Below are 22,441 nucleotides of genomic sequence, written 5' to 3' on the forward strand. Positions count from 1 at the left end.
GCTCCTTGGTTTTCTTCTGCTGCTGGTCCTCTGGCTGTCCCTGGCCCTGGGGCCGGTCAGCCTGCCGCTGGGCGACACGCTGCGGGCGCTGGCGCGTCTGTGCGGCCTGCCGGTGTCCGCCGACGACCTCGGCCAGGCCGAGCTGATCGTCGGGCAGATCCGCCTGCCGCGCACCCTGTTGGGCATCGCTACCGGCGGCGTGCTGGCGCTGGCCGGGGTGGCCATGCAGGGGCTGTTCCGCAACCCGCTGGCCGACCCCGGGCTGATCGGGGTGTCCAGCGGCGCCGCGCTGGGTGCTGCCATCGCTATCGTCTTCGGCGCCTCCATGGGTGGCCTGCCGGAAGCCTTCGCGCCCTACCTGCTGTCCGCCTGCGCCTTCGGCGGCGGTTTGTTGGTGACCGCGCTGGTCTACCGGCTCGGCCGCCACAATGGGCAGACCAGCGTGGCCACCATGCTGCTCGCCGGTATCGCCCTCACCGCGCTGGCCGGCGCGCTGATCGGCCTGTTCACCTACCTCGCCGACGACGCCACGCTGCGCACCCTGACCTTCTGGAACCTCGGCAGCCTCAACGGCGCCAGCTACCCGCGGCTGTGGCCGCTGCTGCTGGTCACGCTGCTGGTGGCCTGCTGGCTGCCGCGCCGGGTGGATGCACTCAACGCGTTGTTGCTGGGTGAGTCCGAGGCGCGCCACTTGGGCTTCGACGTCGAGCGGCTGAAGGTCGAACTGATCCTCTGCACGGCGCTGGGCGTTGGCGCCGCGGTGGCCGCGGCTGGGCTGATCGGCTTCATCGGCCTGGTGGTGCCGCACCTGCTGCGCCTGATCGTCGGTCCCGATCACCGGGTGTTGCTGCCGGCCTCAATGTTCGGCGGCGCCATCCTGCTGCTGCTCGCCGACCTGGTGGCGCGTCTGGCGCTGGCGCCGGCGGAGCTGCCGATCGGCATCGTCACGGCGCTGATCGGCGCGCCCTTCTTCCTTTATCTGCTGATCCGGGGGCGTTCCTGATGCTGACGGCGGAGAACCTGACGGTGAAGCGTGGGCATCAGGTGGTCCTGCAGGGCGTGAGCCTGTCGCTGCAGCCGGGCGAGGTGCTCGGTGTGTTGGGGCCTAACGGCGCGGGCAAGAGCACCCTGCTGGGCGCCCTCAATGGCGAGCTGCCGCTGGCCGGCGGCAGCGTGAGCCTCGATGGCCGCGCGCTGGATCAATGGCAGGGTACGGCGCGGGCACAGCGCCTGGCGGTGCTGCCGCAGTCCTCGTCGCTGAATTTCGCCTTCAGCGTCGGGTCGGTGGTGGGGTTCGGCCGGCTGCCCCACGACAGCGGCCGCCAGCGTGACCTGCAGATCATCGCCGAAGCCATGGCTGCAGCCGACGCGTCGCACCTGGCCGGGCGCAGCTACCTGTCGCTGTCCGGCGGCGAGCGCCAGCGCGTGCACCTGGCGCGGGTCCTGGCGCAACTGTGGCCGGGTGGCGCGGAACAGGTGTTGCTGCTGGACGAGCCGACCTCGGCGCTCGACCCCTTGCACCAGCACACCACCTTGCATGCGGTGCGCGAATTTGCCGGACGCGGCGCCGCGGTGCTGGTCATCCTGCACGACCTCAACCTCGCCGCGCGCTACTGTGACCGCCTGCTGTTGTTGCACGACGGCCGCCCGCACCTGTTCGGTACGCCTGACGAGGTGCTACGCGCGGAACCGCTGCGCCAGGTGTTCGGCCTGGACGTGCTGGTGCAACGACACCCCGAGCGCGGCCATCCGCTGATCGTCGCCCGTTGAAAGGAGTTCACATGAAATACCTGCTGATCCCGCTGGTGGCGCTGTTGGCTGCCTGCCAGAGCCTGCCCTCCGCACCGCCCCTGCCGGCATGGCAGAGCCCCGAGGGCCGTGACAGCGCAGAGCTGGGCGTCATCCGCGACCTGCGCAGCGGTCAGGCACTGACCCCGGAACAACTGCTGGAACGCCTGAGTGGCGCGCCCCGAGTGCTGGTCGGCGAGCAACACGACAATCCCGACCACCACGCCCTGGAGCTGTGGCTGGTGCGCGCCCTGGCCCGGCGCCGCGAGCAGGGCAGCGTGCTGCTGGAAATGCTCAATCCCAACCAGCAGCAGCGGGTGACGGCAGCCCAGGAGGCCAGCGCTGCCGGCAAGGCGCCGCAGGACCTGTATGCCGCATTGGCCTGGCAGCCGGGCTGGGACTGGTCGCTCTACGGCCCGATGGTGACCTGGCTGGTCAAGCAGCCGGCGCCGTTGCTGGCGGCCAATCTGGACCGCAGCGAGATCAAGCGCATCTACGGGGAGCAACCGGCCCTTGCCGGTACCCGTTCGACGGCCGAGGAAGTCCGCCGGGTGCTGCTCGACGACATCCGCGAGTCCCACTGCGGCCTGCTGCCGGAAAGCCAGATGCCGGCCATGCTGGCGGTGCAGCAGCAGCGCGACCGGCGCATGGCCGAACGGCTGAAGGCGGCGCCTGCTCCGGCCGTGCTGATCGCCGGCGGCTTCCACGTCCGTCGTGACCTGGGCGTGCCCCTGCACCTGGAAGACCTGGGGGCGGGGGAGGGCATGCAGGTGCTGATGCTGGCCGAGGTCGGCAAGACGGTGTCGCCGCAGCAGGCTGATTACGTCTGGTACACGCCGGCGCTGCCGCCGCAGGATCATTGTGCGAAGTTGCGTTGATGCGGGCATAGCCTGACGGGAGGGCTTCTCTTTTGTAGGAGCGAGCTTGCTCGCGAACAGCGCTCCCGGCTGCGTTGGTGTTTCGGTGGTATTCCGTTCCCTCTCCCCAGCCCTCGGCTGCGCGCCCCGCCCTGAAGGGCGAGGGGGCTAGTCCATGCCGAGAACAGGCATGGTTTCGGCCGGCAACTCTGCGCTAGCCGGCTAACTCCAGAACATCAGCGTCTGCCCAACGGTCCCCTCTCCCTTCAGGGAGAGGGTTAGGGAGAGGGCGCTCTTCGACTGGACGCCAGCGCCAGAGCCTTTCGCGAGCAAGCTCGCTCCTACGAAAAGAAATCCCCCGCCCATGACTTTCCTTCAGGCAAAAAAAGACCCGGCGATGAGCCGGGTCGAAACCGTGATTAGCCTGATGAGGAGATAATCTGATCGTCCGACTGCGTGGTCGCTCAGCTTACCGACTGGCCTCGCGACCAGTTGAGTTAATAATAACAATTATCATTCGCGAGTCAATACTTTTTTCATCGCCCCGGCAATTTCCGGCGAACGGTCAGAGGGAAGGGGCCCTGGAAAAAACGCGGGCAAAAAAAAGACCCGGCGATGAGCCGGGTCGAAAACCGTGATTAGCCTGATGAGGAGATAACCTGAGTGTCCGACTGCGGTAGGGCTCTCAGCTTACCCGCCGACCTCGCGGCCAGCTGTGGTAATAATAACTATTATCATTTGTGAGTCAACAGCATTTCGCAAAAAAGTCCGCCCTGCTGAAATGACGAAGCCCGGCACATGGCCGGGCTTCGTCTGGATCGGGCTTCGGCTAGCCGGCGCCGAGCTGCAGGCGCAGTTGGGTGACCTCGCGGTTGAGCAGGTCGATGCGCCGGGCCATGCCCTCGATCAGGCTGTGGGCGATGCGTGGGTTGCTCTGCATCAGGCTGAGGAACTGGTCCTTGGGGATCACCATCACGGTGCAGGGCTCGCTGGCGACCACGCTGGCGCTGCGCTTCTCGCCGGTGAACACGGCCATGGCGCCGAAGATCTCGTCCTTCTGCACGTCGCCGACCTTCTGCCCGTCGACGAAGGCCTCGGCATGGCCCTCGATGATGATGAACACGTGCTCGGCATCGTCGCCCTGCTGGATCAACTGGTCGCCGGCGGCGAAGTGGCGGAAGCCGGTGGACGGGCGGATGTCCGGCTGCTTGAGGTGCGCCAGGGCATCGGAAAGCAGGGCGGTGTGGCCGATCAGGTAGTGCAGGAAGAGTTCCTGGCGCTGCTCGTCGGCGTGGATGTGGCGGAACACGTCGCTGCGCGAGTAGGGCACCAGGCACAGCGGCTCGTCGCTGGTGTAGCGGCACGGCGGCAGGTCGATGCCCTGGCGCAGGCCTACCAGGTCGCCCTCTTGCAGGTAGAACAGCGGGCGTTCGTCGACCAGCGCGTGGAGCAGGCCGTTCTCGATCAGGAACAGCTGCTGGTTCGGCAGCTCGGCCGACAGGTCGTCGGTACGTTCCAGGCGGATGGGCTCCGCGCAGGGGGCGAGGCCGGAAAGCAGCTGGGCGGGAATCCCCTGCAGACGGCTGATCAGCTGGTCGGCATAGGCCGGTTGTTCACCGAGTAGGTACATGGGCCGTAATTCCTTGGACGGACGTTGGCGGTCGGGGCGCACGAAGGGCCCTGAAACGATAGGGTTCTGGCCCGCGGCCGTAAATCATTTCCTGGAAGGCTTGTGAGCTAACTCTGATTCCTTTGAGGAAAAGTCTCCAATTGGCCCAATAGTTCGGCCTTGTGCGCCGGCGGCAGGTCGTTCCAGTGGACGTCCAGCAGGGCGCCCTCGATGGCATAGAGCAGCACCTTGGAGGCCCGGAAGCCGCGGGCCCGAACGGCGCGGTAGGCGCCGACCGCCCCCAGGCGGCGGAGGTCGGAGGCGTTGTGGATGCCCACGGCGTGCAGCCACTGGGCCGAGGTCTTGCCGAGATTCTTCAGATGCAGCAGTTCGTCGTTCATCGTCGGTCCTTGCGATGCGGCACTCGGGGTGGGTCATGCATGGCGGCGAGGGCCGTGAACTGCTGGAGACGGCCGGCTCACTTGACGATGAAGTGTAGCGGGCCCTTGGCGGGGCAATGTGGCTTTGTGATATCGGCAGGCGCCAAAGCGCCCTCGGCATGACGAACGGCAGCCCGGGCATCGATCGTGCCCGGGCCGCGTCGAGGGGGTCAGATGCCCGGCAGGCGCTGGCGGATGCTTTCCACCAGGGTATCCAGGCTGGCGCTGTCCTGGGTGTCGACGCGCTTGCTGTGGGCCTGCTCGTCGGCGTCCAGGGCTTCGCGTCCGGCCTGTTGGGCCTGCACCACTTCGAGGGTGGCGTCGGACGGGTCGCCGCCTTGCGCCTGGCGCTGGGCCAGCCAGCCGGCGATCACGCTTTCCGGCGCCTGGCAGTCGAGGATCAGGTAGGGCACCCCGGTGTCGTCGGCGATATGGCGCGCGGCCTGGCGCTGGGCGTGCTTGAGGAAGGTGGCGTCGAGCACCACCGGGTAGCCGGCGCGGAGGATGTCGCCGGCCAGGGCGTTGAGGCGCTCGTAGGTGGCCGCGCTGGATTCGGCATTGTAGATGCCGCCTTGCAGGGCGCCGCGCTGGGCTTGCTGCTGTTCGCCGAACAGGCGCTTGCGCTCCACGTCCGAGCGCAGGCGGATGGCGCCCAGGGCCTCGACCAGGCGCAGCGCCACCGAGCTCTTGCCCACCGCGGAAACGCCCATGGTCAGGGCCAGGAAGCGCGAGGGGATGGCGCTGTAGCTCTCCGCCAGGTTGGCGTAGTTGCGGTACTGGCGCAGGGTCGCGGCCTTCTGCACGGCGTCGTTCTGGTGGGCCAGGCTGAACAGGGCGATCTTGGCCCGCACCAGGGCGCGGTAGGCCTTGTAGAAGTTGAGGATTTCCAGGGACTGGTAGTCGCCGGTCTGCTCCAGGTACTGGCTGACGAAGCGCCGCGAATGGCACTTCAGGCCGCGGTCCTCGAGGTCCATGGCGAGGAAGGCGTAGTCGGCGCAGACGTCGGTGAAGCGGAACGGCTCGTTGAACTCGATGCAGTCGAACAGCACCACCTGGCCGTCGATCAGCGCGGCGTTGCCCAGGTGAATGTCGCCGTGGCATTCGCGGATGAAGCCGTTCGCCTTGCGCGCCTGCAGCAGCGCTTCCAGGCGGTCGTAGGAGCTTTCGGCCCAGGCTTCCAGGGCGTCCAGCTGCAGCAGGTCGGCCTTGTCGCTGAGCAGCGGGCGGATCTGCTCGAAGTTCTGCCGCACCGGCGCCATCACCGCCTCGGCCGAGCCCAGCGGGTTGTCCTGCGGCACCTGCGGGGTGCGCAGGTGGAAGCCGGCGATCTGCTTCGCCAGGGCGTCGATGTGCTCGGAGCTCAGCTCGCCGCGCGTCTGCACCTCGCTGAGCAGGGCGTTCTGCGGGAATTCGCGGCACTTGAGCGCGTATTCGATCGCCGGGCCTTCACCGCCCAGTTGCGGCGCGGCCTCGCTGCCGGTGATCGGCAGCACTTCCAGGTACAGGCCTTCGGTGAGGCGCTGGTTCAGGCGCAGTTCCTCCTCGCAGAAGTGCTTGCGCGCCGCGAGGTCGGTGAAGTCGAGGAAGCCGAAGTTCACCGGCTTCTTGATCTTGTAAACGTACTGGCCGGTGAGCAGGACCCAGGAAATGTGGGTTTCGATGACCCGCACCTGCTCCACCGGGTGGGGGTACAGGGCAGGGTTCTGCAGGGCAGCGATCAGAGTCTGGCTCACGGGATATTGTCCTTGGCTGTCCGGATTCGGGAGGCAGGCATTATGGCGGCATCGCCGGTGGCTGCAAACTTGCCTGGCGCCGCAGGCAACCAATCGGCCGCCCGCTGGTCGAAGCTGCGTCGCTTTGGCCGGGGCACTTCCGCGCGCCTGCGACAGAGCCCGGACACCGCCTCGCGCGGCGTCTGTCCCCTGTGGATAAAGTACGTATAATGCGCCGCCATGACGCGTCCCCGATCCCCCCGTTCCCGTAAGAATCAAAAAGCAGCTCCGTCGCGCAAGTGGCTGGGCTGGCTGCTCAAGCTCAGCCTCGTCGGCCTGGTCGTGCTGGCCGGTTTCGCCGTGTACCTCGATGCGGTCGTGCAGGAGAAGTTCTCCGGCAAGCGCTGGACCATCCCGGCCAAGGTCTATGCCCGGCCGCTGGAGCTGTTCGTCGGCCTGAAGCTGAACAAGGACGACTTCCTCCAGGAACTCGGCGCCCTGGGCTACCGCCGCGACGGCACGGTCAGCGGCCCGGGCATGGTGGCCGTGTCCGGCGGCACTGTCGACCTCAATACCCGCGGCTTCCAGTTCTACGAGGGCGCCGAGCCCGCGCAGCGCATCCGCGTGCGTTTCTCCGGCGACTACGTGGCCGGCCTGTCCCGCGCCGACGGTTCCAAGCTGGACGTCGCGCGCATGGAGCCGCTGCTGATCGGCGGCATGTACCCCTCGCACAACGAAGATCGCATCCTCATCAAGCTGGACGAGGTGCCGCCTTACCTGGTCGACACCCTGGTGGCGGTGGAAGACCGCGACTTCTGGTCCCACCACGGCGTCTCGCTGAAGTCCATCGCCCGCGCCGTCTGGGTCAACGCCAGCGCCGGGCAGTTGCGCCAGGGCGGCAGCACCCTGACCCAGCAGTTGGTGAAGAACTTCTTCCTGACCAACGAGCGCAGCCTCAGCCGCAAGCTCACCGAAGCCATGATGGCGGTGCTGCTGGAGCTGCACTACGACAAGCGCGAGATCCTCGAGGGCTACCTCAACGAGGTGTTCCTCGGCCAGGACGGCCAGCGTTCGGTGAACGGCTTCGGCCTGGCCAGCCAGTACTTCTTCAGCCAGCCGCTGGCCGAGCTCAAGCTGCCGCAGATCGCGCTGCTGGTGGGCATGGTCAAGGGGCCGTCCTACTACAACCCGCGGCGCAACCCGGAGCGCGCCATGGAGCGGCGCAACGTGGTGCTCGACGTGCTCGCCGAGCAGGGCGTGATCACCCCCGAGCAGGCCGCGGCGGCCAAGCAGGCGCCCCTGGGCGTGACGCGCCAGGGCAGCATGGCCAACAGCTCGTACCCGGCGTTCCTCGACCTGGTGAAGCGCCAGCTGCGCCAGGACTACCGCGAGGAAGACCTGACCGAGGAAGGCCTGCGCATCTTCACCAGCTTCGACCCCATCCTGCAGTACAAGGCGGAAACCGCGGTCAGCGAGACTTTCAAGCGCTTCGCCGGGCGCAAGGGCCTGGACCAGACGGAAACCGCGATGGTCGTGACCAACCCGGAGACCGGCGAGGTGCAGGCGCTGATCGGCAGTCGCGATTCGCGTTTCGCCGGCTTCAACCGCGCGGTGGACGCCACCCGGCCGATCGGCTCGCTGGTCAAGCCGGCGGTCTACCTGACCGCCCTCGAGCGGCCCAGCCAGTACACCCTGACCACCTGGATCCAGGACCAGCCGTTCTCCATCAAGGGCAAGGACGGCCAGGTGTGGACGCCGAAGAACTACGAAGGCAGCTCCAACGGCACCATCTTCCTCTACCAGGGGCTGGCGCGTTCGCTGAACCTGTCCACCGCCAAGCTGGGCCTGGACCTGGGCGTGCCCAACGTGCTCAAGACCCTCGAACGCCTGGGCGTGCAGGTGGACTGGCCGGCCTACCCGTCGATGCTGCTGGGCGCCGGCGCCATGACGCCGATGCAGGTGGCGACCATGTACCAGACCATCGCCAGCGGCGGCTTCAACACCCCGCTGCGCAGCATCCGCAGCGTGGTCGCCGCCGACGGCCAGCCGCTCAAGCGCTATCCGTTCCAGGTCCAGCAGCGCTTCGACTCGGGCTCCATCTACCTGCTGCAGAACGCCATGCAGCGGGTGATGCGCGAGGGCACCGCGCGCTCGGCCTACAACCAGTTGCCGTCGAACCTGACCCTGGCGGGCAAGACCGGCACCACCAACGACTCCCGCGACAGCTGGTTCTCCGGTTTCGGCCAGGACCTGCTGGCGGTGGTCTGGCTGGGCCGCGACGACAACGGCAAGACGCCCTTCACCGGCGCCACCGGCGCGCTGCAGATCTGGACCAGCTTCATGCGCAAGGCCGACCCCCTGCCGCTGGACATGCCGATGCCGGATAATGTCAGCATGGCCTGGGTCGATCCGCGTACCGGCCAGGGCAGCGACGCCAATTGTCCGGGCGCCGTGCAGATGCCCTATATTCGCGGAAGCGAGCCGGCGCCCGGCGCCGGCTGTGGCAACAACCAGACGCCGGCCGGCGAGGTCATGGACTGGGTCCGTGGCTGGCTGAACTGAGGCGAGAGGATTCGAAGTGAAAAACGCGTGGTTTGCCGTGGCTGCCGCCGCGGCCGTGCTGTCCGGCTGCGCTTCCCCGCAGCAGGGCGCCATCCCGGTACGGGATTCCGGCACCTCGGTGTCCAACCAGGAGCGGGTCGGCTATTCCAATGCCAACCGCCCGGCCAATGCCAGCACCGCGCCGAGCGCGGCCTCGCAGCCAGCGGGTGATTCCGGCGTGACCGTGATGGTGCCCCAGGATGCCGGCATGGCGCCGATCCAGACCTTCCCGGCGCAGACTGGCGCGGCGCCGCTGTCCACCGGCCCGATCACCCCGGGCGTGCAATCCGGCAGCGTCCCCGCGGCCCCCGCCGCCAGCGCGCCGAGCAACATCAGCGCCACCGGCGGTTTCAGCCAGCAGACCTACCAGCAGCCGGTCTACCAGCAGCAACAGCCCAGCTACCAGCAGCAGGCCCCGGCCGCGCCGGTGCAGGCGCCGTCCGGCATTCCTTCGCGCAACGCGCCGCTGGCCGCCGACGAGCAACTCGATGGCCCGGTCCTGGCGCTGCTTACCACCGCCCAGCAACAGCAGGGCGGCGGCGACCTCAACGGCGCCTCGGCCAGCCTGGAGCGCGCCCAGCGCATCGCCCCGCGCGAGCCGCAGGTGCTCTACAAGCTCGCCCAGGTGCGCCTGGCCCAGGGCGACGCCGCCCAGGCCGAACAGGTGGCGCGCCGCGGTCTATCGCTGGCCAATGGCCGACCGACGCTGCAGGCCAGCCTGTGGGACGTGATCGCCAAGGCCCGCGAGGCCCAGGGTGACGCGGCCGGCGCGGCCACCGCGCGGCAGAACGCCAAGGCAACGCTGTGATGGACGACCGCCTGCCGGCCGTGGCCGACCAGCTCCTGCTGATCGAGCGGGAGCTGCGCGCGCTGTCGCTGTGGGGGGAACAGCCGCCCTCGGAGGAGGCGCTGGCCAGCCAGGAGCCGTTCTGCGTGGATACGCTGGAGCTGGAGGAATGGCTGCAGTGGATCTTCCTGCCGCGCATGAAGCTGATCATCGAGACGGGCGCGCAGCTGCCGCGCGCCTCGGGCATCCGCGCCATCGCCGAAATGGTCTACGTGGACGAGGGCGAGCACATGCACGCCCTGTTCGAGGCCCTGGGCGAGTTCGACCGGCTGATCGGCGAGGCGCCCTGAGCCGCGCCTGTCAGTTGCAGTTCTTCTGCAGGTCCTGCTCGGTCTGGGTGATGCGGGCCTGCCGCTCTTCTTCCGGGATGCGCCGCATCTCGCCGTCGTCGTCGGCCACCCGCACCCGCGGGTTGTTCTTCAGCTGCGCCAGGTTGGTCCGCAGGGTGTCGCAGTAACGCGCGCGCTCGGCCTCCTGCTGGGCGACCTCCTGGCGCACCTTCTCGTCGGCGGCTTTCTGCTTGTCGCTGGCCGAAGGCGCCGGCGCGGGAGCCGGCCTGGGCGGCAGCGGGAAGCCCGAGGGCGGCGGGGCGACCTTGGTGTCCACGGTGGCGGCTTCGGCGCCCTGCGGCGGCTGCGCGCCAAAATGCGTGACGCCCTGGGCGTCGACCCACTTGTATACCTGGGCGGCCATCAGCGGAGCACTCAGGGCGAACATCAGGGCGCCCATCACAATCGTCCGTCGCATGCGGTTTCGGTCCTTGGATGCGGAAACTGCGGGTAACTATAACCAAAAGTGTCGATGCGTCCGCAGAGAAAGATCACAACCTGCGTTAGACACAAATCCATATATGGCTTGACTTGACGCGGCCGAATCAGAAGAATCCAAGGTTCGCTGCAGTGGGCCGGCCGCAAGCTGGTTTTACTCGGCAGACAAGAGGCGCTACCCGCGCCGCTAAGTTTCACCCTGCTTCGCGTTACCTCGCGCTGGGTGGAGGCCCTCCGTAACACACCAGGTGCGCCTCCAAGTTCTGCTCATTCGGCAGTCGACGTAGCCGGCGATTACATTCGCCCAATTGTCTGCCGGGCAGCCAACCAAGTTTCGGTCCCCCGCCCCTGGGAGATCGTTTAGCGTTCTAGAGGTGACAACGTGGAGCTTTTATCCGGCGCTGAAATGGTCGTCCGCTCGTTGCGTGACGAAGGCGTTAAGTACATCTACGGGTACCCGGGCGGTGCCCTCCTGCACATCTACGACGCTCTCTTCAAAGAGAACGACGTGACCCACATCCTGGTGCGTCACGAGCAGGCCGCTACCCACATGGCCGACGGCTATGCGCGCGCCACCGGCAAGCCCGGCGTGGTCCTGGTGACCTCCGGCCCCGGCGCGACCAACGCCATCACCGGCATCGCCACCGCCTACATGGACTCCATCCCGATGGTGGTGATCTCCGGCCAGGTGTCGAGCAACATGGTCGGCACCGACGCCTTCCAGGAAACCGACATGGTCGGCATTTCCCGGCCGATCGTGAAGCACAGCTTCATCATCAAGCACCCTTCGGAAATCCCCGAGGTCATCAAGAAGGCCTTCTACATCGCCCAGTCCGGCCGTCCCGGCCCGGTGGTGATCGACATTCCGAAGGACATGGGCGACCCGACGCAGAAGTTCGAGTACGCCTATCCGAAGAAGGTCAAGCTGCGCTCCTACAGCCCCGCGGTCCGCGGCCACTCCGGCCAGATCCGCAAGGCCGCCGAGCTGCTGCTGTCGGCCAAGCGCCCGATCATCTATTCCGGTGGCGGCGTCATCATGGGCAACGCTTCCGAGCCGCTGACCGAAGTGGCGCGCCTGCTCAACGTCCCGGTGACCAACACCCTCATGGGCCTGGGCGGCTTCCCCGGCAACGACCGCCAGTTCGTCGGCATGCTCGGCATGCACGGCAGCTACACCGCCAACTTGGCGATGCACCACGCGGACGTGATCTTCGCCGTCGGCGCGCGCTTCGATGACCGCGTCATCAACGGCGAGACCGCGGCCAAGTTCTGCCCGAACGCCAAGATCATCCACGTCGACATCGACCCGGCCTCGATCTCCAAGACCGTGAAGGCCGACATCCCGATCGTCGGCCCGGTGGACAGCGTGCTGGCCGAGATGGCCACCATCCTCAAGGAAATCGGCGAGACGCCGAACAAGGAAGCCCTCGCCGCCTGGTGGAAGCAGATCGACGAGTGGCGCGGCAACCGCGGCCTGTTCCCCTACGACAAGGGCGACGGCAGCATCATCAAGCCGCAGAGCGTCATCGAGACCCTCTGGGAAGTCACCAACGGCGACGCCTTCGTGGCTTCCGACGTGGGCCAGCACCAGATGTTCGCCGCCCAGTACTACCGCTTCAACAAGCCCAACCGCTGGATCAACTCCGGCGGCCTGGGCACCATGGGCTTCGGTTTCCCCGCGGCCATGGGCGTGAAGCTGAACTTCCCGGAGGCCGACGTGGCCTGCGTGACCGGCGAAGGCAGCATCCAGATGAACATCCAGGAGCTGTCGACCTGCCTGCAGTACGACCTGCCGGTGAAGATCGTCAACCTGAACAACGGTGCGCTGGGCATGGTCCGCCAATGGCAGGACATGCAGTACAACAGCCGCTACTCGCACTCCTACATGGAATCCCTGCCTGACTTCGTCAAGCTGGCCGAGGCCTATGGCCACGTCGGTATGCGCATCACCGACCTCAAGGACCTGAAGCCGAAGATGGAAGAGGCGTTCGCCATGAAGAACCGCCTGGTCTTCCTCGACATCCAGGTCGACACCAGCGAGCACGTCTATCCGATGCAGATCCGCGGCGGTGCGATGCGCGACATGTGGCTGAGCAAGACGGAGCGTACCTGATCATGCGACACATCATTTCCCTGCTGCTGGAAAACGAACCCGGCGCGCTGTCCCGCGTGGTCGGCCTGTTCTCCCAGCGCAACTACAACATCGAGACCCTGACCGTGGCGCCGACCGAGGACCCGACCCTGTCGCGCCTCACCCTGACCACGGCCGGGCATGACGAAGTCATCGAGCAGATCACCAAGAACCTCAACAAGCTGATCGAGGTGGTGAAGCTGGTGAACCTGTCGGAAAGCGCCCACATCGAGCGCGAGCTGATGCTGGTGAAGATCAAGGCCACCGGCGCCCAGCGCGCCGAGGTCAAGCGCACCACCGACATCTTCCGCGGGCAGATCGTCGACGTCACCAGCAGCGTCTACACCGTGCAGCTTGCCGGCACCAGCGACAAGCTCGACAGCTTCATCCAGGCCATCGGTACCGCTGCGATCATCGAGACGGTGCGTACCGGCGTGACCGGCATCGCCCGCGGCGACAAGACTCTCAGCATCTGAATTTGAAAGACGGCCCACGAGGCCACTAGACCAGGGGATTACCCAAATGCGCGTTTTCTACGATAAAGACTGTGACCTCTCCATCATCCAGGGCAAGAAAGTTGCCATCATCGGTTACGGTTCCCAGGGCCACGCCCATGCCTGCAACCTGAAGGACTCCGGCGTCGACGTCACCGTCGGCCTGCGTTCGGGCTCGCCGTCCGCCGTCAAGGCGCAGAACCACGGCCTGAAAGTCGCCGACGTGGCCAGCGCCGTCGCCGCCGCCGACCTGGTCATGATCCTGACCCCGGACGAGTTCCAGGGCCGCCTGTACAAGGACGAGATCGAGCCGAACCTGAAGAAGGGCGCTACCCTGGCCTTCGCCCATGGCTTCTCCATCCACTACAACCAGGTCGTACCGCGCGCCGACCTCGACGTGATCATGATCGCGCCGAAGGCTCCGGGCCACACCGTGCGTTCCGAGTTCGTCAAGGGCGGCGGCATCCCCGACCTGATCGCCATCTACCAGGACGCTTCGGGCAATGCCAAGAACGTCGCCCTGTCCTACGCCTGCGGCGTCGGCGGCGGCCGTACCGGCATCATCGAAACCACCTTCAAGGACGAGACCGAAACCGACCTGTTCGGCGAGCAGGCCGTTCTGTGCGGCGGTTGCGTCGAGTTGGTGAAAGCCGGTTTCGAAACCCTGGTCGAAGCCGGCTACGCGCCGGAAATGGCCTACTTCGAGTGCCTGCACGAACTGAAGCTGATCGTCGACCTCATGTACGAAGGCGGCATCGCCAACATGAACTACTCGATCTCCAACAACGCCGAGTACGGCGAGTACGTGACCGGCCCGGAAGTCATCAACGCCGAATCCCGTGCTGCCATGCGCAATGCCCTCAAGCGCATCCAGAACGGCGAATACGCCAAGATGTTCATCAGCGAAGGCGCCACCAACTACCCGTCGATGACCGCCTACCGCCGCAACAACGCGGCCCATGGCATCGAAGTCATCGGCGAGCAGCTGCGCGCCATGATGCCCTGGATCGCCGCCAACAAGATCGTCGACAAGTCCAAGAACTAAGGGCTTAGCGACACTCGAAGAAACGCGGCCCCGGCCGCGTTTTTTCGTTCTTGCCCGGGGTTCTGGTATAAAGCCTGTGCGCCAGGGCGTCCGTGCCCCGCGCTCGATCTTTTTCCGCTGAGTTCCCTAAGGAAGTCTCCATGAGTGAAGGTCCCGAGGAGCCGAACAAGGCCTCCGAAGAAACCGAAAGCCTGCTGCCCATCGACGAGCACGTCGAGGAAGGGCACGACGCCGACGGCCGCAAGGTGCGCCACCGCGGCATCTACCTGCTGCCCAACCTGTTCACCACCGCGGCGCTGTTCACCGGCCTGTACGCCATCATCAACGCCATGAGCGGCGACTTCTCCAACGCCGCCATCGCCATCTTCGTCGCCATGGTCCTGGATGGCCTGGACGGTCGCGTCGCGCGCCTGACCAACACCCAGAGCGCCTTCGGCGCCGAGTACGACTCGCTGTCGGACATGGTCGCCTTCGGCGTGGCCCCGGCGCTGGTCGCTTTCGAGTGGGCGCTGAGCAGCCTGGGCAAGGTCGGCTGGATGGTCGCCTTCATCTATGTGGCCGGCGCCGCGCTGCGCCTGGCGCGCTTCAACACCCAGGTGGGCAAGGCCGACAAGCGCTACTTCATCGGCCTGGCCAGCCCGGCCGCCGCGGCCCTGGTGGCCGGCACCGTGTGGGCCTTCGCCGACTTCGACATCCAGGGCGCCAAGGTCTCCCTGCTGGTCGCGCTGATGGTCGCCGCCGCCGGCATGCTGATGGTCAGCAACATCAAGTACCACAGCTTCAAGGATCTCGACCTGCGTGGCCGCGTGCCCTTCGTGGCGATCCTGGTGGTGGTGCTGGCCTTCGCCGTGGTCTTCACCGACCCGCCGCGCATCCTGCTGCTGCTGTTCCTCGCTTATGCCGCGTCCGGTCCGGTGCAATACTTGTTGCAATTGCGCCGTCGCCGCCGTCCGAGTTGATGTAATTTCCCCCGGGCTCCGCAGTCTATTGGCGCACACAGCCAGTCGTTGCGGAGCCCGCCATGCTGATCCGTATTGCCCGACCTTCCGATTGCCACGAGTCGGAAGTCACCCCTGAAACCCTTTATCTCTCCCGCCGCCGTTTCCTCGCCGCCAGTGCGGCAGGTGCCGCCCTTGCCGGGCTGCCGGCCATGGGTTTGGCTGATCCTTCCCGCTATGCCGATGTGGAAGCCGCTGCGAGCACACCGGGCTGGTTCGGTGAGAAGCTGCCAGCGGTCAAATGGGATGCCGTCACCGTGCAAGGGGAGAGCATCACCCCCTTCAAGGATGCGACCACCTACAACAACTTCTACGAGTTCGGCCCGGACAAGGGCGACCCGGCCGCCAACGCCGGCGCGCTGAGGACCGAGCCCTGGTCGGTGGTGATCGATGGCGAGGTGGCGAAGCCCGGCAAGTACGCCCTCGAGGACTTCATCAAGCCCTACCAGTTGGAAGAGCGCATCTATCGCCTGCGCTGCGTGGAGGCCTGGTCGATGGTCATCCCCTGGATCGGCTTCCCGCTGTCGGAGCTGATCAAGCGTGTCGAGCCGACGGGCAACGCCAAGTACCTGCGCTTCGAAACCCTGGTCGACCGCGAGCGCATGCCCGGCGTGCAATCCAATTTCGCCCTGATCGACTGGCCCTACGTGGAGGGCCTGCGGATGGATGAGGCCATGCACCCGCTGGCGATTCTCGTCGTGGGCATGTACGGCCGCATCCTGGCCAACCAGAACGGCGCGCCGCTGCGCCTGATCGTGCCGTGGAAGTACGGCTTCAAGGGCGCCAAGTCGATCATCCGCATCAGTTTCGTCGCCGAGCAGCCGAAGACCACCTGGGAAAGCCTGGCGCCCGACGAGTACGGCTTCTATGCCAACGTCAACCCGACGGTGGACCACCCGCGCTGGAGCCAGGCCCGCGAGCGGCGCCTGCCCAGCGGACTATTCAGCCCCAATGTTCGTCCCACCCTCATGTTCAACGGCTACGCCGACGAAGTGGCCTCGCTGTACGCGGGGATGGACCTGAGGAAGAACTATTGATGCAGATGCGCAATCCTATCTGGCGCGCCAGCGTATTCCTGCTGGCGCTGATACCGCCGCTCTACTGGCTGTACCTGGCCTGGATCTTCGCCCTGGGGCCCGACCCGGGCAAGGCGCTGGTCGACAACCTGGGGCAGGGCGGCCTGGTCCTGTTGCTGCTGACCCTGGCCATGACCCCGCTGCAGAGGCTGACGCGCTGGAACGGCTGGATCCTGGTGCGCCGGCAGCTCGGCCTGTGGTGTTTCACCTATATATGCCTGCATCTGTGCGCCTACCTGGTGTTCATCCTCGGTCTGGACTGGACGCAACTGGGCGTCGAGTTGCGCAAGCGGCCCTACATCATCGTCGGGACCCTGGGTTTCCTGGGCCTGTTGCCGCTGGCCCTGACCTCGAACAAATACAGCATGCGCAAACTGGGCAGCGGCTGGAAGAAGCTGCACCGGCTGGTCTATGTCATCCTCGCTCTGGGGCTTCTGCATATGCTGTGGGTGGTGCGTTCGGACATCGAGCGCTGGTCGCTATATGCAGCCATAGGCGTATTCCTGCTGTTGCTGCGCCTGCCGCCGGTGGCGCGGCAATTGCCGGCGCTGCGGGCTCGTTTCGCATCCCGCTGAAGATTCTTTCAGAAAAGTGTTGACGGGCATTTTGAAGTCCCTATAATGCGCACCACTCCCAGCGACGAAGCGCTGAAAGAGCTTGAAAATCAAGCACTTAAGCAGGTTCGAAGTTGGGGTGGTGGTCAGGCAGGTGATTCATTTGCCGCCTTTGGGTTCGACAGCTGCTCCGGCAGCGAGCCAAAAGGAAGATCGCCGAGGTGCTTGACAGTGATTCTGGTCGCTGTAGAATGCGCCTCCCGCTGACGAGAAGCTCCGGCCGATCGACAGCGCAAGCGGTTGAGTAGGAACGAAAAATTCTGAAAATAACGCTTGACGAAATAAGAGGTTTGCGTAAAATGCGCGGCCTCGGTTGAGACGAAAGCCTCAGCCAACTGCTCTTTAACAAGTTGAATCAAGCAATTCGTGTGGGTGCTTGTGAGTTAAGACTGGTGATCGCAAGATTATCAGCATCACAAGTAACACTCGTGAATTCGAGAGTTTTTTGCGATTGCTGAGCCAAGTTTAGGGTTTTCTCAAAACCCGATCAGTATTGAACTGAAGAGTTTGATCATGGCTCAGATTGAACGCTGGCGGCAGGCCTAACACATGCAAGTCGAGCGGATGAAGGGAGCTTGCTCCCGGATTCAGCGGCGGACGGGTGAGTAATGCCTAGGAATCTGCCTGGTAGTGGGGGACAACGTTCCGAAAGGAGCGCTAATACCGCATACGTCCTACGGGAGAAAGTGGGGGATCTTCGGACCTCACGCTATCAGATGAGCCTAGGTCGGATTAGCTAGTAGGTGGGGTAATGGCTCACCTAGGCGACGATCCGTAACTGGTCTGAGAGGATGATCAGTCACACTGGAACTGAGACACGGTCCAGACTCCTACGGGAGGCAGCAGTGGGGAATATTGGACAATGGGCGAAAGCCTGATCCAGCCATGCCGCGTGTGTGAAGAAGGTCTTCGGATTGTAAAGCACTTTAAGTTGGGAGGAAGGGCAGTAAGTTAATACCTTGCTGTTTTGACGTTACCAACAGAATAAGCACCGGCTAACTTCGTGCCAGCAGCCGCGGTAATACGAAGGGTGCAAGCGTTAATCGGAATTACTGGGCGTAAAGCGCGCGTAGGTGGTTTGGTAAGATGGATGTGAAATCCCCGGGCTCAACCTGGGAACTGCATCCATAACTGCCTGACTAGAGTACGGTAGAGGGTGGTGGAATTTCCTGTGTAGCGGTGAAATGCGTAGATATAGGAAGGAACACCAGTGGCGAAGGCGACCACCTGGACTGATACTGACACTGAGGTGCGAAAGCGTGGGGAGCAAACAGGATTAGATACCCTGGTAGTCCACGCCGTAAACGATGTCGACTAGCCGTTGGGATCCTTGAGATCTTAGTGGCGCAGCTAACGCGATAAGTCGACCGCCTGGGGAGTACGGCCGCAAGGTTAAAACTCAAATGAATTGACGGGGGCCCGCACAAGCGGTGGAGCATGTGGTTTAATTCGAAGCAACGCGAAGAACCTTACCTGGCCTTGACATGTCCGGAACCTTGCAGAGATGCGAGGGTGCCTTCGGGAATCGGAACACAGGTGCTGCATGGCTGTCGTCAGCTCGTGTCGTGAGATGTTGGGTTAAGTCCCGTAACGAGCGCAACCCTTGTCCTTAGTTACCAGCACGTTATGGTGGGCACTCTAAGGAGACTGCCGGTGACAAACCGGAGGAAGGTGGGGATGACGTCAAGTCATCATGGCCCTTACGGCCAGGGCTACACACGTGCTACAATGGTCGGTACAGAGGGTTGCCAAGCCGCGAGGTGGAGCTAATCCCAGAAAACCGATCGTAGTCCGGATCGCAGTCTGCAACTCGACTGCGTGAAGTCGGAATCGCTAGTAATCGTGAATCAGAATGTCACGGTGAATACGTTCCCGGGCCTTGTACACACCGCCCGTCACACCATGGGAGTGGGTTGCTCCAGAAGTAGCTAGTCTAACCGCAAGGGGGACGGTTACCACGGAGTGATTCATGACTGGGGTGAAGTCGTAACAAGGTAGCCGTAGGGGAACCTGCGGCTGGATCACCTCCTTAATCGAAGATCCCGGCTTTCTCATAAGCTCCCACACGAATTGCTTGATTCACTGGTAAGCGACGGTTAGGCAACCCTATATGGGTCTGTAGCTCAGTCGGTTAGAGCGCACCCCTGATAAGGGTGAGGTCGGCAGTTCGAATCTGCCCAGACCCACCAATCGTTGGAAATTAGGGGGCCATAGCTCAGCTGGGAGAGCGCCTGCTTTGCACGCAGGAGGTCAGGAGTTCGATCCTCCTTGGCTCCACCATCTCCGAATCGTCGTAAAGCTCAGACAGGAATGTTCGATAGATCGAACCTTGCTGTCTGGTCTTTGTACCGGAACCGTTCTTTAAAAATTTGGGTATGTGATAGAAGTAGACTGAATGATCTCTTTCACTGGGGATTGTTCAAGTCAAGGTAAAATTTGCGAGTTCAAGCGCGAATTTTCGGCGAATGTCGTCTTCACGTTCGAGACGTATGACCAGATTGCTTGGGGTTATATGGTCAAGTGAAGAAGCGCATACGGTGGATGCCTTGGCAGTCAGAGGCGATGAAAGACGTGGTAGCCTGCGATAAGCTTCGGGGAGGTGGCAAACGACCTTTGATCCGGAGATCTCTGAATGGGGAAACCCAACCAGCACAAGCTGGTTATCACACACTGAATCCATAGGTGTGTGAGGCGAACCAGGGGAACTGAAACATCTAAGTACCCTGAGGAACAGAAATCAACCGAGATTCCCTTAGTAGTGGCGAGCGAACGGGGACTAGCCCTTAAGCTTCTTGGAATCTAACAGAACGCTCTGGAAAGTGCGGCCATAGTGGGTGATAGCCCCGTATGTGAAAGGTTCTAGGAAGTGAAATCGAGTAGGACGGCGCACGTGAAACGTTGTCTGAACATGGGGGGACCATCCTCCAAGGCTAAATACTACTGACTGACCGATAGTGAACCAGTACCGTGAGGGAAAGGCGAAAAGAACCCCGGAGAGGGGAGTGAAATAGAACCTGAAACCGTATGCGTACAAGCAGTGGGAGCCCACTTGTTGGGTGACTGCGTACCTTTTGTATAATGGGTCAGCGACTTATATTCAGTGGCGAGCTTAACCGAATAGGGGAGGCGTAGCGAAAGCGAGTCTTAATAGGGCGTTTAGTCGCTGGGTATAGACCCGAAACCGGGCGATCTATCCATGAGCAGGTTGAAGGTTAGGTAACACTGACTGGAGGACCGAACCCACTCCCGTTGAAAAGGTAGGGGATGACTTGTGGATCGGAGTGAAAGGCTAATCAAGCTCGGAGATAGCTGGTTCTCCTCGAAAGCTATTTAGGTAGCGCCTCACGTATCACTCCAGGGGGTAGAGCACTGTTTCGGCTAGGGGGTCATCCCGACTTACCAAACCGATGCAAACTCCGAATACCTGGAAGTGTCAGCGTGGGAGACACACGGCGGGTGCTAACGTCCGTCGTGAAAAGGGAAACAACCCAGACCGTCAGCTAAGGTCCCAAAGTTGTGGTTAAGTGGTAAACGATGTGGGAAGGCTTAGACAGCTAGGAGGTTGGCTTAGAAGCAGCCACCCTTTAAAGAAAGCGTAATAGCTCACTAGTCGAGTCGGCCTGCGCGGAAGATGTAACGGGGCTCAAACCACACACCGAAGCTACGGGTGCATCGCAAGATGCGCGGTAGAGGAGCGTTCTGTAAGCCTGTGAAGGTGAGTTGAGAAGCTTGCTGGAGGTATCAGAAGTGCGAATGCTGACATGAGTAACGACAATGGGAGTGAAAAACTCCCACGCCGAAAGACCAAGGGTTCCTGCGCAACGTTAATCGACGCAGGGTTAGTCGGCCCCTAAGGCGAGGCAGAAATGCGTAGTCGATGGGAAACAGGTTAATATTCCTGTACTTCTAGTTACTGCGATGGAGGGACGGAGAAGGCTAGGCCAGCTTGGCGTTGGTTGTCCAAGTTTAAGGTTGTAGGCTGGGCACTTAGGCAAATCCGGGTGTTCAAGGCCGAGAGCTGATGACGAGCTTTCTTTTAGAGAGCGAAGTGGTTGATGCCATGCTTCCAGGAAAAGCTTCTAAGCTTCAGGTAACTAGGAACCGTACCCGAAACCGACACAGGTGGTCGGGTAGAGAATACCAAGGCGCTTGAGAGAACTCGGGTGAAGGAACTAGGCAAAATGGCACCGTAACTTCGGGAGAAGGTGCGCCGGTGAGGGTGAAGTATTTACTGCGTAAGCCCACGCCGGTCGAAGATACCAGGCCGCTGCGACTGTTTATTAAAAACACAGCACTCTGCAAACACGAAAGTGGACGTATAGGGTGTGACGCCTGCCCGGTGCCGGAAGGTTAATTGATGGGGTTAGCGAAAGCGAAGCTCTTGATCGAAGCCCCGGTAAACGGCGGCCGTAACTATAACGGTCCTAAGGTAGCGAAATTCCTTGTCGGGTAAGTTCCGACCTGCACGAATGGCGTAACGATGGCGGCGCTGTCTCCACCCGAGACTCAGTGAAATTGAAATCGCTGTGAAGATGCAGTGTATCCGCGGCTAGACGGAAAGACCCCGTGAACCTTTACTGTAGCTTTGCACTGGACTTTGAGCCTGCTTGTGTAGGATAGGTGGGAGGCTTTGAAGCGTGGACGCCAGTTCGCGTGGAGCCAACCTTGAAATACCACCCTGGCATGCTTGAGGTTCTAACTCTGGTCCGTGATCCGGATCGAGGACAGTGTATGGTGGGCAGTTTGACTGGGGCGGTCTCCTCCTAAAGAGTAACGGAGGAGTACGAAGGTGCGCTCAGACCGGTCGGAAATCGGTCGCAGAGTATAAAGGCAAAAGCGCGCTTGACTGCGAGACAGACACGTCGAGCAGGTACGAAAGTAGGTCTTAGTGATCCGGTGGTTCTGTATGGAAGGGCCATCGCTCAACGGATAAAAGGTACTCCGGGGATAACAGGCTGATACCGCCCAAGAGTTCATATCGACGGCGGTGTTTGGCACCTCGATGTCGGCTCATCACATCCTGGGGCTGAAGCCGGTCCCAAGGGTATGGCTGTTCGCCATTTAAAGTGGTACGCGAGCTGGGTTTAGAACGTCGTGAGACAGTTCGGTCCCTATCTGCCGTGGACGTTTGAGATTTGAGAGGGGCTGCTCCTAGTACGAGAGGACCGGAGTGGACGAACCTCTGGTGTTCCGGTTGTCACGCCAGTGGCACTGCCGGGTAGCTATGTTCGGAATAGATAACCGCTGAAAGCATCTAAGCGGGAAACTAGCCTCAAGATGAGATCTCACTGGGAACTTGATTCCCCTGAAGGGCCGTCGAAGACTACGACGTTGATAGGTCGGGTGTGTAAGCGCTGTGAGGCGTTGAGCTAACCGATACTAATTGCCCGTGAGGCTTGACCATATAACACCCAAACAATTTGTGTGTTAGACGGTGAAGTCGACGAACCGAAAGTTCGTGT

General features: G+C 63.1%; 17 protein-coding genes, 2 tRNA genes and 2 rRNA genes. 16 read left to right on the forward strand and 5 right to left on the reverse strand.

The window, feature by feature from the left end; genetic code table 11:
- Positions 1-19: 19 nt before the first annotated feature.
- Genes PM1_RS03730 through PM1_RS03740 form a run of 3 tightly spaced genes read left to right on the forward strand, consistent with a single transcriptional unit; the run spans position 20 to position 2,666 of the window.
- Complete coding sequence (locus PM1_RS03730; RefSeq protein WP_099049139.1) at positions 20-1,003, forward strand: FecCD family ABC transporter permease; 984 nt, start codon at positions 20-22, stop codon at positions 1,001-1,003.
- Positions 1,003-1,770, forward strand: coding sequence for a heme ABC transporter ATP-binding protein (locus PM1_RS03735; RefSeq protein WP_009612957.1), 768 nt, complete (start codon positions 1,003-1,005; stop codon positions 1,768-1,770). Before PM1_RS03730 ends, PM1_RS03735 begins: the two co-directional genes overlap by 1 nt.
- An 11-nt stretch (positions 1,771-1,781) precedes the next feature.
- Positions 1,782-2,666 carry a ChaN family lipoprotein gene (locus tag PM1_RS03740; RefSeq protein WP_009612956.1) on the forward strand — a complete coding sequence of 295 codons (885 nt, stop codon included), beginning with the start codon at positions 1,782-1,784 and terminating at the stop codon, positions 2,664-2,666.
- Between the two features lie 808 nt (positions 2,667-3,474).
- Here PM1_RS03740 and PM1_RS03745 read toward each other — a convergent pair.
- The 3 genes from PM1_RS03745 to PM1_RS03755 form a co-directional block, all read right to left on the reverse strand.
- Complete coding sequence (locus PM1_RS03745) at positions 3,475-4,275, reverse strand: Crp/Fnr family transcriptional regulator (protein ID WP_009612954.1); 801 nt, start codon at positions 4,273-4,275, stop codon at positions 3,475-3,477.
- A 107-nt stretch (positions 4,276-4,382) separates the two neighbouring features.
- Positions 4,383-4,655 (reverse strand): TfoX/Sxy family protein, encoded by a 273-nt coding sequence (locus PM1_RS03750; protein ID WP_009612953.1) that lies wholly within the window; start codon positions 4,653-4,655, stop codon positions 4,383-4,385.
- Positions 4,656-4,864: 209 nt separating this feature from the next.
- On the reverse strand, positions 4,865-6,427 hold the full coding sequence (locus tag PM1_RS03755) for a bifunctional aminoglycoside phosphotransferase/ATP-binding protein (RefSeq protein WP_009612952.1): 1,563 nt from the start codon (positions 6,425-6,427) through the stop codon (positions 4,865-4,867).
- Between the two features lie 219 nt (positions 6,428-6,646).
- Here PM1_RS03755 and mrcB point away from each other — a divergent pair, with 219 nt between their 5' ends.
- Genes mrcB through PM1_RS03770 form a run of 3 tightly spaced genes read left to right on the forward strand, consistent with a single transcriptional unit; the run spans position 6,647 to position 10,144 of the window.
- The gene (mrcB, locus tag PM1_RS03760) at positions 6,647-8,968 is read left to right on the forward strand and encodes a penicillin-binding protein 1B (RefSeq protein ID WP_009612951.1); all 2,322 of its coding nucleotides are present in this window, start codon (positions 6,647-6,649) and stop codon (positions 8,966-8,968) included.
- A 16-nt stretch (positions 8,969-8,984) separates the two neighbouring features.
- Positions 8,985-9,815: a lipoprotein gene (locus PM1_RS03765; protein WP_009612950.1), complete on the forward strand. Its 831-nt coding sequence runs from the start codon at positions 8,985-8,987 to the stop codon at positions 9,813-9,815.
- Complete coding sequence (locus tag PM1_RS03770; protein ID WP_009612949.1) at positions 9,815-10,144, forward strand: YqcC family protein; 330 nt, start codon at positions 9,815-9,817, stop codon at positions 10,142-10,144. The genes PM1_RS03765 and PM1_RS03770 overlap by 1 nt, the downstream gene beginning before the upstream one ends.
- A 10-nt stretch (positions 10,145-10,154) precedes the next feature.
- On the opposite strand, the gene PM1_RS03775 is transcribed toward PM1_RS03770, so the two are convergent.
- A complete protein-coding gene (locus PM1_RS03775) occupies positions 10,155-10,601 on the reverse strand; it encodes a DUF4124 domain-containing protein (RefSeq protein ID WP_009612942.1) in 447 nt (148 codons plus the stop codon).
- 402 nt (positions 10,602-11,003) lie between these two features.
- On the opposite strand from PM1_RS03775, the gene PM1_RS03780 reads away from it, so the two are divergent.
- From PM1_RS03780 to msrQ, 6 genes are all read left to right on the forward strand, one after another.
- Entirely contained in the window at positions 11,004-12,734 is a 1,731-nt protein-coding gene (locus tag PM1_RS03780; RefSeq protein WP_009612941.1) for an acetolactate synthase 3 large subunit, read from the forward strand.
- Between the two features lie 2 nt (positions 12,735-12,736).
- Positions 12,737-13,228 (forward strand): acetolactate synthase small subunit, encoded by a 492-nt coding sequence (ilvN, locus tag PM1_RS03785; RefSeq protein WP_009612939.1) that lies wholly within the window; start codon positions 12,737-12,739, stop codon positions 13,226-13,228.
- Positions 13,229-13,274: 46 nt separating this feature from the next.
- Entirely contained in the window at positions 13,275-14,291 is a 1,017-nt protein-coding gene (gene ilvC / locus PM1_RS03790; protein ID WP_009612937.1) for a ketol-acid reductoisomerase, read from the forward strand.
- Positions 14,292-14,431: 140 nt separating this feature from the next.
- The gene (gene pssA / locus PM1_RS03795; RefSeq protein WP_009612935.1) at positions 14,432-15,250 is read left to right on the forward strand and encodes a CDP-diacylglycerol--serine O-phosphatidyltransferase; all 819 of its coding nucleotides are present in this window, start codon (positions 14,432-14,434) and stop codon (positions 15,248-15,250) included.
- Positions 15,251-15,312: 62 nt separating this feature from the next.
- Positions 15,313-16,326: a protein-methionine-sulfoxide reductase catalytic subunit MsrP gene (gene msrP / locus PM1_RS03800; protein WP_009612933.1), complete on the forward strand. Its 1,014-nt coding sequence runs from the start codon at positions 15,313-15,315 to the stop codon at positions 16,324-16,326.
- A gap of 5 nt (positions 16,327-16,331) precedes the next feature.
- A complete protein-coding gene (msrQ, locus tag PM1_RS03805) occupies positions 16,332-16,940 on the forward strand; it encodes a protein-methionine-sulfoxide reductase heme-binding subunit MsrQ (RefSeq protein WP_024128092.1) in 609 nt (202 codons plus the stop codon).
- Positions 16,941-17,065: 125 nt separating this feature from the next.
- Here the strand turns inward: msrQ and PM1_RS03810 are convergent, their stop codons facing one another.
- Entirely contained in the window at positions 17,066-17,338 is a 273-nt protein-coding gene (locus tag PM1_RS03810) for a hypothetical protein (RefSeq protein ID WP_173427881.1), read from the reverse strand.
- Positions 17,339-17,474: 136 nt separating this feature from the next.
- Between PM1_RS03810 and PM1_RS03815 the strand changes: the two genes are divergently transcribed.
- The 4 genes from PM1_RS03815 to PM1_RS03830 all read left to right on the forward strand — a co-directional run bounded on the left by PM1_RS03815 (position 17,475) and on the right by PM1_RS03830 (position 22,383).
- Positions 17,475-19,011, forward strand: a 16S ribosomal RNA gene (locus PM1_RS03815).
- Positions 19,012-19,091: 80 nt separating this feature from the next.
- Positions 19,092-19,168 (forward strand) — tRNA-Ile (locus tag PM1_RS03820).
- A 15-nt stretch (positions 19,169-19,183) separates the two neighbouring features.
- A tRNA-Ala gene (locus PM1_RS03825) sits at positions 19,184-19,259 on the forward strand.
- Between the two features lie 234 nt (positions 19,260-19,493).
- Positions 19,494-22,383: ribosomal RNA gene (locus PM1_RS03830) — 23S ribosomal RNA — on the forward strand.
- The 16S and 23S rRNA genes sit together here with 2 tRNA genes alongside, the layout of an rRNA operon.
- Positions 22,384-22,441 lie beyond the last annotated feature (58 nt).

Source organism: Pseudomonas sp. M1, from assembly GCF_022760135.1.
GTDB classification, from domain to species: Bacteria; Pseudomonadota; Gammaproteobacteria; order Pseudomonadales; family Pseudomonadaceae; genus Pseudomonas; species Pseudomonas citronellolis.

Coding starts and splice junctions, on each gene's coding strand:
- PM1_RS03775 (WP_009612942.1), bottom strand. CDS start 10,601: ATGCGACGGACGATTGTGATGGGCGCCCTGATGTTCGCCCTGAGTGCT.
- msrQ (WP_024128092.1), top strand. CDS start 16,332: ATGCGCAATCCTATCTGGCGCGCCAGCGTATTCCTGCTGGCGCTGATA.
- pssA (WP_009612935.1), top strand. CDS start 14,432: ATGAGTGAAGGTCCCGAGGAGCCGAACAAGGCCTCCGAAGAAACCGAA.
- ilvN (WP_009612939.1), top strand. CDS start 12,737: ATGCGACACATCATTTCCCTGCTGCTGGAAAACGAACCCGGCGCGCTG.
- mrcB (WP_009612951.1), top strand. CDS start 6,647: ATGACGCGTCCCCGATCCCCCCGTTCCCGTAAGAATCAAAAAGCAGCT.
- ilvC (WP_009612937.1), top strand. CDS start 13,275: ATGCGCGTTTTCTACGATAAAGACTGTGACCTCTCCATCATCCAGGGC.
- PM1_RS03740 (WP_009612956.1), top strand. CDS start 1,782: ATGAAATACCTGCTGATCCCGCTGGTGGCGCTGTTGGCTGCCTGCCAG.
- PM1_RS03750 (WP_009612953.1), bottom strand. CDS start 4,655: ATGAACGACGAACTGCTGCATCTGAAGAATCTCGGCAAGACCTCGGCC.
- PM1_RS03745 (WP_009612954.1), bottom strand. CDS start 4,275: ATGTACCTACTCGGTGAACAACCGGCCTATGCCGACCAGCTGATCAGC.
- msrP (WP_009612933.1), top strand. CDS start 15,313: ATGCTGATCCGTATTGCCCGACCTTCCGATTGCCACGAGTCGGAAGTC.
- PM1_RS03735 (WP_009612957.1), top strand. CDS start 1,003: ATGCTGACGGCGGAGAACCTGACGGTGAAGCGTGGGCATCAGGTGGTC.
- PM1_RS03770 (WP_009612949.1), top strand. CDS start 9,815: ATGGACGACCGCCTGCCGGCCGTGGCCGACCAGCTCCTGCTGATCGAG.